The organism is Sphingobacterium psychroaquaticum, assembly GCF_004421025.1.
Classification (GTDB): domain Bacteria; phylum Bacteroidota; class Bacteroidia; order Sphingobacteriales; family Sphingobacteriaceae; genus Sphingobacterium; species Sphingobacterium psychroaquaticum.
Genome location: NZ_CP038029.1, coordinates 3726193 through 3741032, shown reverse-complemented (window position 1 = coordinate 3741032; position 14840 = coordinate 3726193). Strand labels below are relative to the sequence as shown.

The following is a 14840-nucleotide window of genomic DNA, read 5'->3' as shown; positions in this document are numbered from 1 at the left end:
GTTCAATTTTTAAAATCTAACTTTTAGCGATAGTCCATATTCTCTTGTGCCCGGGTATTGCGCCCATTGTATACCTTGTGCATTACCAATACCGTTGATTGCTTCTGGATTTAATTTGTTTGGTAAGGTGGTGAAGATGTAGAATAGGTTACGTCCAATAAGTGAGACATCGAGATTTTGTATAAAACCTGTTCTGTCTAGCACTTTACCTGGAACAGAATAGGTGAAAGTCAGTTCCCGTAATTTTGCCCAAGAATTTGTGAATATTGCATTGCTGCGCGGCATTGGTACATTCGACCAAGCCCCATACTGACCGCTATATTTATAGATATAATGTACGACATCTTTGTTTGGTGTTCCATCAGCATAGACACCGTCTAGTATCACGCCATGATTTGCTGTTGTTCCGTCAGGATAAGTGTACGAAAGTCCATTTCCATCTCTTTCGTAGAGTGTTTCCGGTGCCATACCATTGGCCATCGAGGCAGCGTAGTCTGCAGAATAGATCTGACCACCTATTCTGAAATCAGTCAAGAAATAAAGGCTCATTCTTTTATACCGGAATGTATTTGCTAAACCTCCAGTTAATTTAGGCATAGCATTTCCGATAGGCACTAAATCTTTTGTCGTAACGTAACGAGAGCCAACAACTTTACCGTTTACCGGATCGCTCTTCTCACGAATAGGCTCTACCACTTTCTTCCCGTTTACATAGGTGTAGTCGTATCCATATATTGTTCCATATTCTTCGCCCGCTTTCACATACATTCTAACGCCGTTATTTCCCCATAGATCCTGTAATGGGAATATGTCGATGCCATCCGCTAATGATATTACTTTGTTTTTGTTGTGTGCTCCGTTCAATACGATATCCCAATTAAAGTTTTCATTGCGAATTGGCGATCCTTTAACAATAAACTCAAAACCTTTATTGCTAAGTTCTCCCGTGTTGAATTTTACGGATTTTGCGCCCGAGGAACCAGCCAATGAGCTGGATAATATTTGGTCTTTGCTACGCGTAGAATAATAAGTTAGCTCCAATCCCAGTCTGTTTTGAAAAAATCCAAGTTCAAGACCAAATTCTTGTGATGTATTTCTTTGCGGTTTTAATTCGTCTGCTGGTGGAAGCTCATCCTTATAACTTCTGACAGGCATACCTCCAAAAGTAGAAGGTTCTTGGCCATTGATGTAATTAGAAATAATATAAGGACTATACGTATAGTAGGCAAGATAAGGATCGGTACCATTTGCACTACCGGCGTAGGACGCTTTCAACTTACCAAAATTAAACCAATCCGTCTTTAATCCTTGAAAAGCGTCTGTGAAGACAAAACTTAAGCTAGTGGAAGGATAGAAATAGGAAGCATTCTTAAGCGGCAAGGTTGATGACCAGTCATTTCTTCCTGTAACCTGAAGGAACAAGAAGTTTTTATATGAAAGATCTAAGATACCAAAGACCGAATTGATGTTGTAATCGGCTCTATTTTCAATAGGTAGAGATTGAAGTCCTTGGTAAGAGGTATTTGCTAAATAATATTTATTAGGAACGATCCATGGATAATTACTGGATTGACCATAGGTTGCATCTTTTTCACCACTATTCCATGCGCTAACGTTATGCATTCTACTGCGGAGTGAACTAGCACCTAGGAGTAGGCTTCCTGAAAAATCGCTATCAAAAAGTCTATCTTTATGTAGGGTACCAAAAGCTTCTAGGTTCACATCTTGGTTTTTAATAGTTTCTAGTCCATACTGTCCTTGGAGGCCTGCGGCATCGGTAGGTGTGTATTTACTCTCAACCGTTGTGTTGGCATTTACTAAAGAGGCACGTCCGGTTAAGTTCAACCAGTCTGTTACTTCCGCAGTAAGTTTAGCGGTACCTAAGAGTTGGTTTCGTTTCATGTATTGGTTTTGTTCCAATAAATGCCAGAATAGATGCTGATTGTAATTGTTTTGATACGGGTATGCTCCAATAGCGGATAAACCTACCAGGTTAGCTTTGCTTCCATCTTCATTTTTGTACATATCGAATTCTATAGGACGATATTCTCGGGACATATTATAAATAGAAAAGGTACCCCAACTAAAGTCTTGGCCGAGGTCAGGCGCATTTTTTCTATTATAATCGTTGTAACTCACAGAAATTTCGGATTTAAGTCTCTTTGAGATATTTACATTAGACCCTAAACTGAAATTATTTTGTTGGTAATCGCTATTTTTTAAGATAGCTGTATTGTCTAATCTAGTGTAACCAAAACGGATGCTACCAAAATCTCCACTTTTGCTGAAAGAAGCATTATGTGTACTGGTGTTTCCAGTTCTATAGAATGCTTTTCTGTTATCAGGTTGTGGTTCCCACTTTCGAACCTCACCATCCCACCATACAATCTCTTGTCCTTCTAGTTTAGGGCCCCATGAAACACCACGACCGAACCAACTAAATAACTCATATGCTTGATATCCGCCAGGGATGTCGGCATAAAGATCAACCCAAGGGTCAGGGAAACGATCTTTTCCGGTATCTGTTTTACGGAAGGTTTTATTGGCGCTCCACATGTCGCGGGCTAATCCCATCCCGTATGAATTTTGAACCTCTGAAAATCTAAATGGATCAGAAAACAACGTGCTGAAGTTATAGTCAATTCCTAAGCCTTTTCTGTTTTCACCCTTTTTCGTTGTAATCAAAATGACACCGTTTGCGCCACGGGAACCGTAAAGAGCCGCTGCCGTAGCACCTTTCAGTACAGAAACTTCTTGGATGTCATCAGGATTTAGGGAGTTCATAAAAGAACCCCAATCTTTTTGGTTCTCAAGACTTTCTTTGCCAACACTGGACTGTTGTCCACCAAGAGGGCTATTATCTATTTGGATACCGTCCACAACAATTAGCGCCTGGTTGTTTCCAAGGATACTATTGTTACCCCGAATAACGACCCGTTGGGAATTACCCTGTACACCGTTAGAGCTGGTTATATTTAATCCGGCAGATTTTCCCATCAAACCGGATGTCAGGTCTGGAGGTGATGCTTTCATAATTTCATCAGCACTTACTTTTTGTGCGGAGTAACCCAATGATTTAGCGTCTCGTTTGATACCCATGGCTGTCACAATAACTTCGTCAATGGTTCCCTCATTAGCCGATAGCTGCACATCAATTGTCTTCGTGTCGCCTACCAGGACTTCTTTTGAAGCATATCCAATCATGGTAAAGCGTAATCTCTCTCCTTTGGCTACTTGTAGCGTAAAGCTACCGGTTGCATCAGTTTGTGTAGATCTTGTAGTTCCTACTACAGAGATGGTTGCGCCCGAAAGAGGAACGCTAGCGTCTGTTACTCTCCCGGTAACAGATTGCTGTGCAAATAACGTTGAAATGCTGAGCAGCATAAGCAGCGTTAAGGTGCAACAATGTTTGTAAATCTTGCTCATTGTTTTTGTTTATTAATTGATGGTTAGTGTTTGTTTGGTTATCCAACCTATTTGCTGTACAGCGAAGCAAGTTGAAGCCAATAATTGAATGTTCTTAATTGTCGATATTTCTATGGTTGTATTTTTAGATAATCTCGGTATGCAGTATTCTTGAATTGAAGATTGGATCTGTGGGTGCAAGGTTTCACCAAATATCGCACCACGACCACTAATAATGATTTTTTCAGGATTCATAATGTGAATCAATGTGGATATTCCCTTGCCAAGCATATGCGCAATTTTGCGTATGGATTTGATCGTTACCTGATCACCTTTATTATATGCTTCTACTATTTTGTCGAACGTAAGGTTATTGATGTCAAGGTCCATGGTCTCCAAAACAGATCGTTCCCCAGTTTGTATTGCATTTTTAATTTCTTCCACGGCGCAAAACAGGGACGCTTCCACCTCAAGACAGCCTTTTTTTCCACAGGAGCACAATTTGTTTTCGTTAGCAAGCGGGATGTGACTAAACTCACCCGCGAATCCGCTATGACCTTTGAAGAGTTGATTTTGAATTATCATGCCTAATCCTACGCCCCAGTTTAGGTTGATAATCAGGGCTTCACTTATTTTTTTTGCCAAGCCAAACTCTTTTTCGGCAATAGCAATAGCAGTGGAATCATTTTCTAAAAATGTCGGTATCGTAAATCTGTTTTCTACATTTGCTCGCAAATTGTGTAGTGGGGAGGACGGACTGTAGGAGTTATTTACGCCCGTTTCTGTATCAACAAACCCTGGCATTGTAATCCCGATGGCTAATATTTGTTTGTCTTCAATTTGAGATAGGGTATTGCGTACAAGTGCGATAATCGTTTCGTAGGTCTCTCCATCAGTTTGTCCCGAAATGGCTGCCTCTAATCGGGCAGTAATGCGCTTATTGATTATATTGAAGCTTGTAACGTATACAAAATATTGATCTATAGCGATAGCAATGATGAGGCCGTGGGCTTCTACATTTAACATGTAATTCGTCGCCCGGCGTCCACCGGTCGATGGCCGTAATCCGTTGACAACGACCTTTTGCTCTGAAATAAGTTCATTAACTGTCTTAGTAATCAATGGAACACTCTTGCCAATTGTCTCACTCATTTCCGCAATCGATTGTGTACTCGAAAAGTACAGCGACTTTAATATCGATGATTTTAGGTTTTCCACGATAATATGATTAGTTATAGTAATGTAAATATCGTGTTAATTTTCAGTAACTTCCAAATACTTTTTAATTTTTTTAATAAGTTCGGTTTTGTTATTATTTGTGCGTTTTCTTGCAACATGTTGGTTATTTTTCATAGTTTCGATACATATTTAACCTATATATGGTATGAAGCAACGTTATTATTCACTGGATGTATTTCGAGGCGCTACGGTCGCTTTGATGATTATGGTCAATAATCCAGGTACTTGGGCGCATATGTTTGCCCCACTCAAACATGCACCTTGGCACGGTTGTACACCCACAGATTTGGTGTTTCCATTTTTCCTTTTTGCCGTTGGAAACGCGATGTCCTTTGTTATTCCACGATTACAAGATGCGGGAGATAGCGTGTTTTGGAAGAAAGTCGTCAAACGTACGATATTGATATTTGCTATTGGACTCTTTTTGAACTGGTGGCCTTTTGTGCAATGGGTCGGAGATAGCCTGCATTTTAAGGAGTGGGTGAATGCCGAGAACCCAGAAAAAGGGATCCGGATATTCGGAGTACTTCAGCGTATTGCAGTTGCATACTTCTTTGCATCAGTATTGGCGTATTATTTTTCGCCTAAACGGTTAATATATATATCTGCGGTGTTGCTATTGGGATACTGGGGACTCTGTGCTTTCTTGGGTGGAAGCGATCCTTACTCGTTGGAAGGATGGTTTGGTACTGCCATTGATAAACAGATTTTAGGTGTTGCCCACATGTATAAAGGAGAAGGGGTGCCTTTTGATCCCGAAGGTTTGATGAGTACCCTGCCGGCGATAGTACAAGTTGTATTTGGATATTTAGCAGGTGTGTTTATTAAAAAACAGGGACAAGTGGATTGGTTATGGACAAAAGTGCCGGCTTCAGCGGAGCCACATTTCAAGCTGCTTTCCGGTTTGTTTGTAACAGGATTTATCTTGGTGGTTCTGGCCTGGACGTGGTCGTTAGGCTTTCCAATCAATAAGAAAATATGGACCAGTTCCTATGTCTTATATACGACAGGACTGGGGATCATGACGATCGGAGGTATGATTTGGTTTATCGAGGTTCAAGGAGTCAAGAATGCCGTGACGAAGTTTTTTGATGTATTTGGTAAGAATCCTCTTTTTATTTTCGTGCTTAGTGGTCTGCTTCCTCGGTTCTTAGGGTTGTTTCGAATTCCGAATGGTATGGCGGAAGATGGAACAGCAAAATATACGACGGCTTTGGCTTGGTTTTATAACAATGTATGTGCGCAGATACCGGGGCCACCAGAGGTTGGTTCTTTTGTCTATTCATTGTGTTTCTTAGCGGTGATGTGGGCGATCTGTTATGCACTAGATAAAAAAGGAATTTATGTTAAAGTGTAGTCGTGCTTAGTTGGTAGTGTATAGTCCGTAGTAATGAGTGTATAGTATTGAGTTTATAGTATGTAATACTAAGTATTGAATGCACGTTACTTGGTACTCTATACTTAGTGCTTTGTACTCTGTACTATTTTACCTACCTTTGCAGGCAATTAATTTATTTTTAACACTTCAATATTATTCAAGAGATGTATTTAAGTAAAGAGTACAAAGCTGGTATCTTCGCAGAATTTGCAGGTGCAGCAGCAAACACTGGTTCTGCTGAAGGACAAGTAGCTTTATTCACTAAAAGAATTGCTCACTTAACAGAGCATTTGAAAAAAAACAGAAAAGATTTTAACACACAGCGTTCTCTACAAATGTTAGTAGGTAAACGTCGTTCATTATTAGCTTACCTGTACAAAAAAGATATCAACCGTTACCGTGCTATTATTAAGGCATTAGGTTTACGTGATATCATCAAATAAGCTTTTAGGAAACTAACAAAGAGGCCATTTACTTTCGTAAATGGCTTTTTTTTTTGATGTCCGTTTATCGTATAAATTTATTTACCTTTGTGTGATTTTAAAGGTCATAAAACTTGGTGCATTTAATTACAAAGACGAAACATGCACCGCAATTAAGAAACAATGAGTTATAACGAAAAAAAAGTTACAATTGATCTTGGTGGTAATTTAGCCCCAATCGAATTGTCTACAGGTAAGTTAGCGAAACAAGCTGATGGAGCCGTAGTATTGAAACAAGGCGATACGATGCTATTAGCAACAGTTGTATCTGCTAAAGAGGCAAAATCAGGTGTTGATTTCTTGCCTTTATCTGTAGATTACCAAGAGAAATATGCGGCGACAGGCCGTATTCCTGGTGGATTTTTACGCCGTGAGGCTAGATTGTCTGACTACGAGGTTTTGATCTCTCGTTTGGTAGACCGTGCATTACGTCCTTTATTCCCTGAAAACTATCACGCAGATACGCAGGTGGCAATCAGCTTGATCTCTGCGGATAAAGATATTATGCCTGATGCATTAGCTGGTTTAGCAGCATCGGCAGCAATCGCTGTTTCCGATATCCCTTTCAACGGACCAATTTCAGAAGTTCGCGTAGCGAAAATTGATGGTCAGTTGGTGATTAATCCGAAGTTGTCTGAGCTTGAAAAAGCAACCCTAGAATTTATTGTTGCCGGTTCTGCACAAGATATCGGTATGGTGGAAGGTGAAGCAAAAGAAATCTCTGAAGCGGAGATGGTAGAAGCGATCGCTTTTGCACACGAAGCAATTAAAAAACAAGTTGCAGCACAGCTTGAATTAGCAAAATTAGTAGGTTCAGAAACTAAGCGTGAGTTTAACCACGAGCCGGAAGATCTAGAATTGAGAGCTTCAATTTTTGCAGCGACGTACGATCAAGTATATGCAGTTGCTAAATCAGCATCGGCAAAGCACGATCGTTCGGAGCGTTTTGCTGAAATTGCAGCAGCTTACAGAGCGACAATGCCGGAAGAAATCGATGACGATACAGCATTCTTGTTCAAAAAATATTTCCATGATGTGCAGTATGATGCTGTACGTAACTTAGTGTTGGATGAAGGCATGCGTTTAGATGGTCGTGATGTACGTACGGTACGTCCGATTTGGTCTGAAGTAGATTACTTACCAGCGGCACACGGTTCCGCAGTATTTACACGTGGTGAAACGCAAGCGTTGACTTCGGTAACCTTAGGTGCTAAGGATGATGAGCAAATGATTGATGGCGCATTTATCAATGGCTACAACAAATTTATTTTGCACTATAACTTTCCGGCATTCTCTACAGGTGAGGTAAGACCAAATCGTGGTCCAGGTCGTCGTGAGGTGGGGCATGGTAACTTGGCAATGCGTTCATTGAAACAAGTTTTACCTGCTGACGCAGAAAATCCATACACAATCCGTGTTGTTTCGGATATCTTGGAATCGAATGGTTCTTCGTCTATGGCAACTGTTTGTGCAGGTACATTGGCATTATTAGATGCGGGTGTTAAATTAAAAGCACCAGTTTCAGGTATTGCTATGGGATTGATCTCTGATGAGAAAACTGGAAAATATGCGATTTTATCTGATATCTTAGGTGATGAAGATCACTTGGGTGATATGGACTTCAAAGTAACAGGTACTGAAAAAGGTATTGTTGCTTGTCAGATGGACTTAAAAATAAACGGTTTGAAATGGGAAGTGCTTACACAAGCATTAGACCAAGCGCGTGAAGCACGTTTACATATCTTAGGTGAGATGCAGAAAACTATTGCTGTTCCACGTGAAGACTACAAACCACACGCTCCTCGTATTATCTCCTTGACAATCGATAAAGAATTTATCGGTGCTGTAATTGGCCCTGGTGGTAAAATTATTCAAGAGATGCAACGCGAAACGGGTTCAACTATTTCTATCGAAGAGGTGGATGGTAAAGGTATCGTACAGGTATTTGCTGATAACAAAGAGTCGATCGACGCTGCAGTATCACGTATCCGTGCTATCGTTGCTAAACCAGAGGTTGGTGAAGTATATGAAGGTAAAGTTAAATCGATCATGGCATTTGGTGCTTTCGTAGAAATCATGCCAGGTAAAGACGGTTTATTACATATTTCTGAAATCGACTGGAAACGTCTTGAAACAATGGACGGCGTGTTGAAAGAAGGCGATATGGTAACGGTGAAATTATTAGATGTGGATAAGCAAGGAAAAATGAAGCTTTCTCGTAAGGCTTTATTGCCACGCCCTCCACGTGAAGATAAACCGAAACAAGATCAAAATGCAGGAACTCCTGATGCGCCACAAGCGTAATCTTGATTAGATCATAAAACAAAAAAACGCTGTCATTTTGACAGCGTTTTTTTTTGTTTTATAGCATCATTACTGATTCTATTTTTGATACTTCTTTGTAGTAGTTAATCACATCCTCGGCGTTGTTTACAAAAGTTTCTACCGTAATGGATTTGTATTTTCCTCCAGCGGATTCTTTTTCCGAAAATTTTGAACTCGGATGTTCGAAGATCGCCTTTACTTGCTCTATTTTCTCTAAATCAGCCTTTAGAATAAATTTAAAGGTGTATAATGATGGAAATTGTTCCACAGCGTTAAGTTTTTCCCTGAAGGTATCATAGAAATCTTGCGGCGTGTTCTGGTCGTCTCCTAAATCCTGAATGTTAATGTTGTTGAAATCTGTCATTTTTTATTCTCCTTACTAGAACTAATCAATAACTATTCCCAAAAAATAAAAGCGACTTTTCGTCGCTTTTATTTTTTTAATTCTCCATGGAGGTGGGCCAACTATCTCGGCTACTTCCGAATTTTTTGTTGGGTTTGTCTGACATCTCAAAAACAAGTTCGCCGCCTTTTAACATATCTGCATGCGTAATAAATGTTTTATTATATACTTTTCCGTTCAGCTTAGCCGATTTAATATATACCTGCTTCGGGCCATTGTTGCGTGCGGTAATTGTAAATTGCTTGCCATTAGGCATGGCTATAGTCGATTTATCGAGGGTTGGGCTACCAAACACATATTCGCCACCGACCGGGGATACGGGGTACAATCCCATCATAGACCATACGGCCCACGCACTCATCTGTCCAGCATCTTCATTGCCCGCATAGCCGTCTGGGCGATCATGGTACATGGAATCGACAATCATACGTACTTTTTCTTGCGTCTTCCAGGCCTCTCCGATATAACTGTACATATAAGCGATGTGATGGCTGGGTTCATTACCATGGGCATATTGGCCAATAAAACCACTTGCATCGGGTGATTGGTTTTCTCCGGTCATATAGGATGGTGCCGTAAATAAGGTATCTAACATGGCACTTAAGCCATTTTTCTTTGGAAAGAGCTTGGCCAATCCGCGAATGTCGTGCGGGACAAAGAATGCGTGTTGCCATGCGTTGCCTTCAATGTATTGGCTCTTATCGAAATCATGTTCTGAATAAAATGGATCAAAAGGTTCTACAAATTGACCATTCTTATATTTGGCGCGCATAAAGCCCGTTGTCGGGTCAAAAAGATGGGTGTAATTTTTGGCTCGTTTGGTAAACAAGGTATAGTCCGCTGTTTTGCCCAGTTTTTCAGCGACCAATGAAATACAGTAATCATCGAACGCATATTCTAATGTCTTAGTTACACTGCCTCCATTTACATCTTGTGGAACATATCCGTACTCATTGTATGCCGGCACCTCGCGAATAGTTTGAAAAGCACTCTTACGCATCGCTTCATAAGCCCGTTCAGCGTCTACGCCTGGCCAGTCTTTTAAGATGGCATCTGCTAGTACAGGAATCGCATGGTAACCTGTCATCGTGTTGGTCTCAAAAGTGCTGAGATCCCAAACAGGCAATAAGCCATTTTCATCATAGAACGCAAGCATGCTATTTAGAAAGTCTGTATGTCGATCGGGTTGTGTGATGGTGAAAAGTGGTTTCAACGCACGAAAGGTGTCCCATAAAGAGAAGAAGGTATACCTTTGTCCTTGATTGGTCATGCGGTGTGTTTCTCCTTTGTAGTTTTTATAGACTCCATCAGCGTCTGAATATAACGTGGGAGCTACCGCTGTATGATAAAGCGCGGAGTAAAATATGGTTTTTAGTCTTTCATCACGGCTTTCAATTTTGATTTTACCCAGCTCATTTTCCCAAGCTATATTCGAATTTTTCTGTGTGTCTTCAAAATTCCATGACGGTATCTCAGATAATGCGAGGAGTGCCTTATCATGACTAGTCGTTGATAAAGCTACTTTCAGCAATAGATTTTCTGTATTGTTGAATGCTATTTGTCCGATGACGCCCTGCGCTTGTAAAGTTTGTACTTCTTGCTGAGACGTTGATACCGCGGTAAAATTATCTATAGGTTTAGATGTTCGGATTGCAAAATAGATATGTTGTTTACCGGCCCATCCCGAAGATTCGCGAAGACCTACGAGTGTGGAATCATTGATACGGGTTAAATAGCTGTTTGTCGGTTTATCCCAATTGTATTGATGTTTAAGGTCAATTTGGACGACTGCTTTAGGTGTGTTTTTGGGGAAAGTATAGCGATGGAAGCCTACGCGCTCCGTTGACGTTAGCTCTACCTGTATACCATTCTCGAGCTGTACGCGGTAGTAACCCGCGCTTGCTTTTTCGTCTTTACGATCAAATTTTTGTTTGATATCTGCTGTTGGATTATCATTTATTTTAAGCATCGGCATCAATGCAATGTCGAGCCAATCTCCAATTCCCGTTCCGCTGAGATGCATATGGCTGAATCCGGCAATACTATCTGAGGATATATGATATCCACTAACCCAGTCCCAACCACCTTTTCCATTGTCTGGCGAGAGTTGCACTAATGCAAAAGGTCGTGTAGATCCAGGATAGGTGTGTCCATGTCCGCCCGTTCCAATCAGTGGATCCACATATTTGGTAAGCTGTTGCCCGCTGGATAGGAGTGGGGTTGCTATATTCAGTGCCGTCAGAAGCATGGCTGTCCCCCACGCTGTTTTATGAATCATAGATTTATGTTTATTGTTTCGGTGTAATAATACGAAAAAAATGTTTTTGTTCTTATAAAACCTTTTAGCAGAATTATTTTTAGCATATTAGTTCGCTTTTGCTAAAATTTTTTAGTAGTTTAGTCAGACTGAATCTATCCAAGTAAAATTGTATGAAGAAAAGAGTGTTGATTAGTGATATCGCTAAGGCTTTAGGTATTTCCGTAACTACCGTTTCGTTTATTTTAAATGATAAAGCTAAGGAGAAGCGTATAAGTGATGCTTTGACGAAGCGTGTTTTGGAATATGTGGAGAAAGTAGGGTATAAGCCCAACCAACTTGCAAAGAGTCTGCGTACAGGACAGACCAAGATCTTAGGTCTTTTAGTAGAAGATATTGCCAATCCCTTTTTCTCTAATGTAGCGAAGTATATTGAACGTCAAGCTTACAGTGCCGGTTATCATATTATTTACTGTAGTATGAATAACGACGAGAACAAAGCAAAAGAACTGATTCAACTTTTTATGGATCGTCAAGTTGATGGTTTTATTATTACGCCTTCGGAAGGTTTGGAAGAAACGATTTCCAATATCAAGCAAAATAATATTCCCGTAGTATTGTTTGACCGTTTTATCCCAACGGTTGATACGAGCTATGTGGTGTCGGATAATAAAAAAGGTGCATATGAAGCTACACGACACTTATTGGAACAAGCTAATAAACGGATCGGATTGATATCACTTTATTCGAATCAGACACAGATGCGTGATCGCTTGGATGGTTACATGCAAGCGATGGATGAGTTTCAAACACCGTCTTTCATCAAAAAGCTACAAATGGAAACAGATGATGAAGAGTCAAAAGCGCAAATTGTCGAATTTGTACAATCCAATAATCTTGACGCGGTGCTATTTGCTACCAATTACTTGGCTATTGCAGGTTTAAAGGCTTTGAAAGGAGAAAACGTTGCTTTGCCTAAAATGGTAGCTTTTGATGAACATACCTTATTTAAATTGCACGATCCATCAATCAGTGTAGTCTCCCAAGATATAGAGCATTTGACATTAGAGTTGATTCAAACTTTAATTGCCGAAATTGAAGGCAAATTAAAAGAAACGCGAAAAATTGTTATTCCGTGTGAACTCATTGTTCGGGAGTCGTCCATCTAACTGATGAACGCACTTTTTATAATTTAGCACTTGTGTCAGCGGGTACAAACTTCATCGAGATGGAGTTTACGCAATGGCGTGTGTTTTTGTCGGTGAAACGTTCCCCCTCAAATACATGTCCTAAGTGTGCGCCACATTTTGCGCATAAGATTTCTACACGACGGCCATCGGCATCTGTAACTCGTTTTACAGCGCCTTTAATTTCATCATCAAAACTAGGCCAGCCACAGTGTGATTCGAATTTATCCTTAGAGTTGTAGAGCGGTGCGTCGCATCGCTTACAAACATAGGTGCCCTCCGATTTATTATTCAATAATGCGCCTGTAAACGCTCTTTCTGTTCCTTTATGTAAAATTACATATTCCTCCTCTGGAGTCAGGTCATTGTATTTTGTGCTATCGCTCATCTGTAGGTGCTTATCATGTGTATGTTGAACGAGAGCAGACCGGGCTGGTTGCCGACAGGAGCTACAGCCCCAAAGTAAAAGCAATATGACGAAAAAGCTCCCTTTCATAGATACGAAGATACGATTCTGTGGGTAAGAATTTGTTAGTCAAAAGTCAACATTTTAATTTGTGGGCAAGGAGCAAGCTTCGTGTGTTTTACCGTCAAACCATAGGGCGTTAATTTTTTTCAAAAACAATAAGATTACCTTCGTTTTGATGTTTTGATGGAATTCGTTGTTTATGCAATATGGTTGATCAGGGCCATTTATTACAAAACTTTGACAACTATTTAGAATCGTTTTAAATTGATATTTTGCGTCATTAAATTGTCAGTGATTGCTTAAATAGTTATACTTTTGTGCATTGTTTGGAGGGATTAGACCCTCTCTGCGATACATTTTAAAAGTTATTACATCATAAATAAATAGTATAAAGTGCTAAATATGAGAAATATCTCATCCGTTTTGGGAAGACTTGCAAAGACAATATCAGTTGGGTTGATGTTGTTATTTGCCGTTACAATGTCGCATGCGCAGGATGTCAAAGAAGGACAGGCGCTTTTTAAGTCCAAGTGTACAAGTTGTCACAGTGTGACTAAGAAGATGGTTGGACCAGCTTTGGCAGGTATGGCAGAGCGACATTCAGAGGAGTGGTTAGTGAAATGGATCCACAACTCGCAAGCGTTAATTGCTTCTGGTGATCCAGCAGCAAAAGCGATTTTCGAAGAGTACAATAAATCAGTAATGACATCCTTTACTGATTTGTCTGACGATCAAATCAAAAACATTATTGCTTACGTAAAAGACGAAGAAGCTAAAGCTGCTGCTGGTCCTGCTGAAGGAACTGCTGCTGACGGTGGTGCTGCTAAATCTGACGATGCGAATTTGTTGATGATCGTTGGTTTGCTTGCAATCGTTGTTTTAGCGGTCGTAGTAATTGTGGTATTGAACCGCGTTATTCGTACGTTGGAGAAAGTTATTGCAAACAATCAGGCCGCAATCGAGGCTGCACAAGCTAGAAATGAGCAGTACAAAGAAAGTGGTAAAGCGAAATTTGCTAAGGCTTTCTTGAAAAACAAAAAGCTTGTTGGTTTTGCTGTGTTAATGTTGGTTGCACTCTTAGGTGTTGCTGGATGGAATACGATGTGGAATGTAGGTGTTCATACAGGATATAAACCTGTTCAGCCTATTAAGTTCTCGCACCAGATTCACGCCGGTGTAAATCAAATTGAATGTCAGTACTGTCACGGTGGTGCGTTTAAATCGAAAAATGCTTCGATTCCTTCGGCTAACGTATGTATGAACTGTCACAACACGATTACGGGTTCAGATCATTACGACGGTGAGCTTTCTCCGGAAATTGCAAAGATCTACAAAGCATTGGATTATAATCCAGATACACGTACATACGGTAACAATCCTAGACCTATTCAATGGGTTCGGATTCACAACTTGCCAGACTTTGCTTACTTCAATCACTCGCAACACGTTGTTGTAGCTGGTGTGGAGTGTCAAACATGTCACGGACCAATTGAAACAATGGAAGAGGTTTATCAATACTCGCCATTAACAATGAAATGGTGTGTTGATTGTCACCGTGAGACCGCTGTTAATTCAGATAATGCTTACTACGATCAACTGATTGAAGCACACGAGAAATTGAAGAAAGGTGAGAAGATGACTGCAGCCATGATCGGTGGTCTGGAGTGTGGTAAGTGTCACTATTAATAATTAATT

The 14840-nt window shown here is 40.3% G+C and carries 10 protein-coding genes; 5 read left to right on the top strand and 5 right to left on the bottom strand.

Translation table 11 applies throughout. From position 1 onward, the window contains the following. Window positions 1-9: 9 nt before the first annotated feature. Together E2P86_RS15475 and E2P86_RS15470 are read right to left on the bottom strand one after the other, a co-directional pair. A complete protein-coding gene (locus E2P86_RS15475; protein ID WP_085473100.1) occupies window positions 10-3426 on the bottom strand; it encodes a SusC/RagA family TonB-linked outer membrane protein in 3417 nt (1138 codons plus the stop codon). A gap of 12 nt (window positions 3427-3438) precedes the next feature. Then, window positions 3439-4557: an ROK family protein gene (locus E2P86_RS15470; protein ID WP_085473099.1), complete on the bottom strand. Its 1119-nt coding sequence runs from the start codon at window positions 4555-4557 to the stop codon at window positions 3439-3441. Between the two features lie 232 nt (window positions 4558-4789). Here E2P86_RS15470 and E2P86_RS15465 point away from each other — a divergent pair, with 232 nt between their 5' ends. The 3 genes from E2P86_RS15465 (at window position 4790) to pnp (ending at window position 8808) form a co-directional block, all read left to right on the top strand. Beyond that, window positions 4790-6001, top strand: a complete 1212-nt coding sequence (locus E2P86_RS15465) for an acyltransferase family protein (RefSeq protein ID WP_134433683.1) — start codon at window positions 4790-4792, stop codon at window positions 5999-6001. A 185-nt stretch (window positions 6002-6186) separates the two neighbouring features. Then, a complete protein-coding gene (gene rpsO / locus E2P86_RS15460) occupies window positions 6187-6465 on the top strand; it encodes a 30S ribosomal protein S15 (RefSeq protein ID WP_085473097.1) in 279 nt (92 codons plus the stop codon). A gap of 162 nt (window positions 6466-6627) precedes the next feature. Further along, window positions 6628-8808 (top strand): polyribonucleotide nucleotidyltransferase, encoded by a 2181-nt coding sequence (gene pnp / locus E2P86_RS15455; protein WP_085473096.1) that lies wholly within the window; start codon window positions 6628-6630, stop codon window positions 8806-8808. A 58-nt stretch (window positions 8809-8866) separates the two neighbouring features. Here pnp and E2P86_RS15450 read toward each other — a convergent pair whose 3' ends face one another. Together E2P86_RS15450 and E2P86_RS15445 are read right to left on the bottom strand one after the other, a co-directional pair. Further along, window positions 8867-9193, bottom strand: a complete 327-nt coding sequence (locus tag E2P86_RS15450; protein ID WP_085473095.1) for a DUF493 domain-containing protein — start codon at window positions 9191-9193, stop codon at window positions 8867-8869. A 76-nt stretch (window positions 9194-9269) separates the two neighbouring features. Continuing rightward, window positions 9270-11510, bottom strand: coding sequence for a GH92 family glycosyl hydrolase (locus E2P86_RS15445; protein WP_134433682.1), 2241 nt, complete (start codon window positions 11508-11510; stop codon window positions 9270-9272). Between the two features lie 152 nt (window positions 11511-11662). Here E2P86_RS15445 and E2P86_RS15440 point away from each other — a divergent pair, with 152 nt between their 5' ends. Further along, entirely contained in the window at window positions 11663-12658 is a 996-nt protein-coding gene (locus tag E2P86_RS15440) for a LacI family DNA-binding transcriptional regulator (RefSeq protein WP_134433681.1), read from the top strand. A 16-nt stretch (window positions 12659-12674) separates the two neighbouring features. Here the strand turns inward: E2P86_RS15440 and E2P86_RS15435 are convergent, their stop codons facing one another. Next, on the bottom strand, window positions 12675-13172 hold the full coding sequence (locus tag E2P86_RS15435; RefSeq protein ID WP_085473092.1) for a methionine-R-sulfoxide reductase: 498 nt from the start codon (window positions 13170-13172) through the stop codon (window positions 12675-12677). A 375-nt stretch (window positions 13173-13547) separates the two neighbouring features. Between E2P86_RS15435 and E2P86_RS15430 the strand changes: the two genes are divergently transcribed. Beyond that, a complete protein-coding gene (locus tag E2P86_RS15430) occupies window positions 13548-14831 on the top strand; it encodes a c-type cytochrome (protein ID WP_085473091.1) in 1284 nt (427 codons plus the stop codon). Window positions 14832-14840 lie beyond the last annotated feature (9 nt).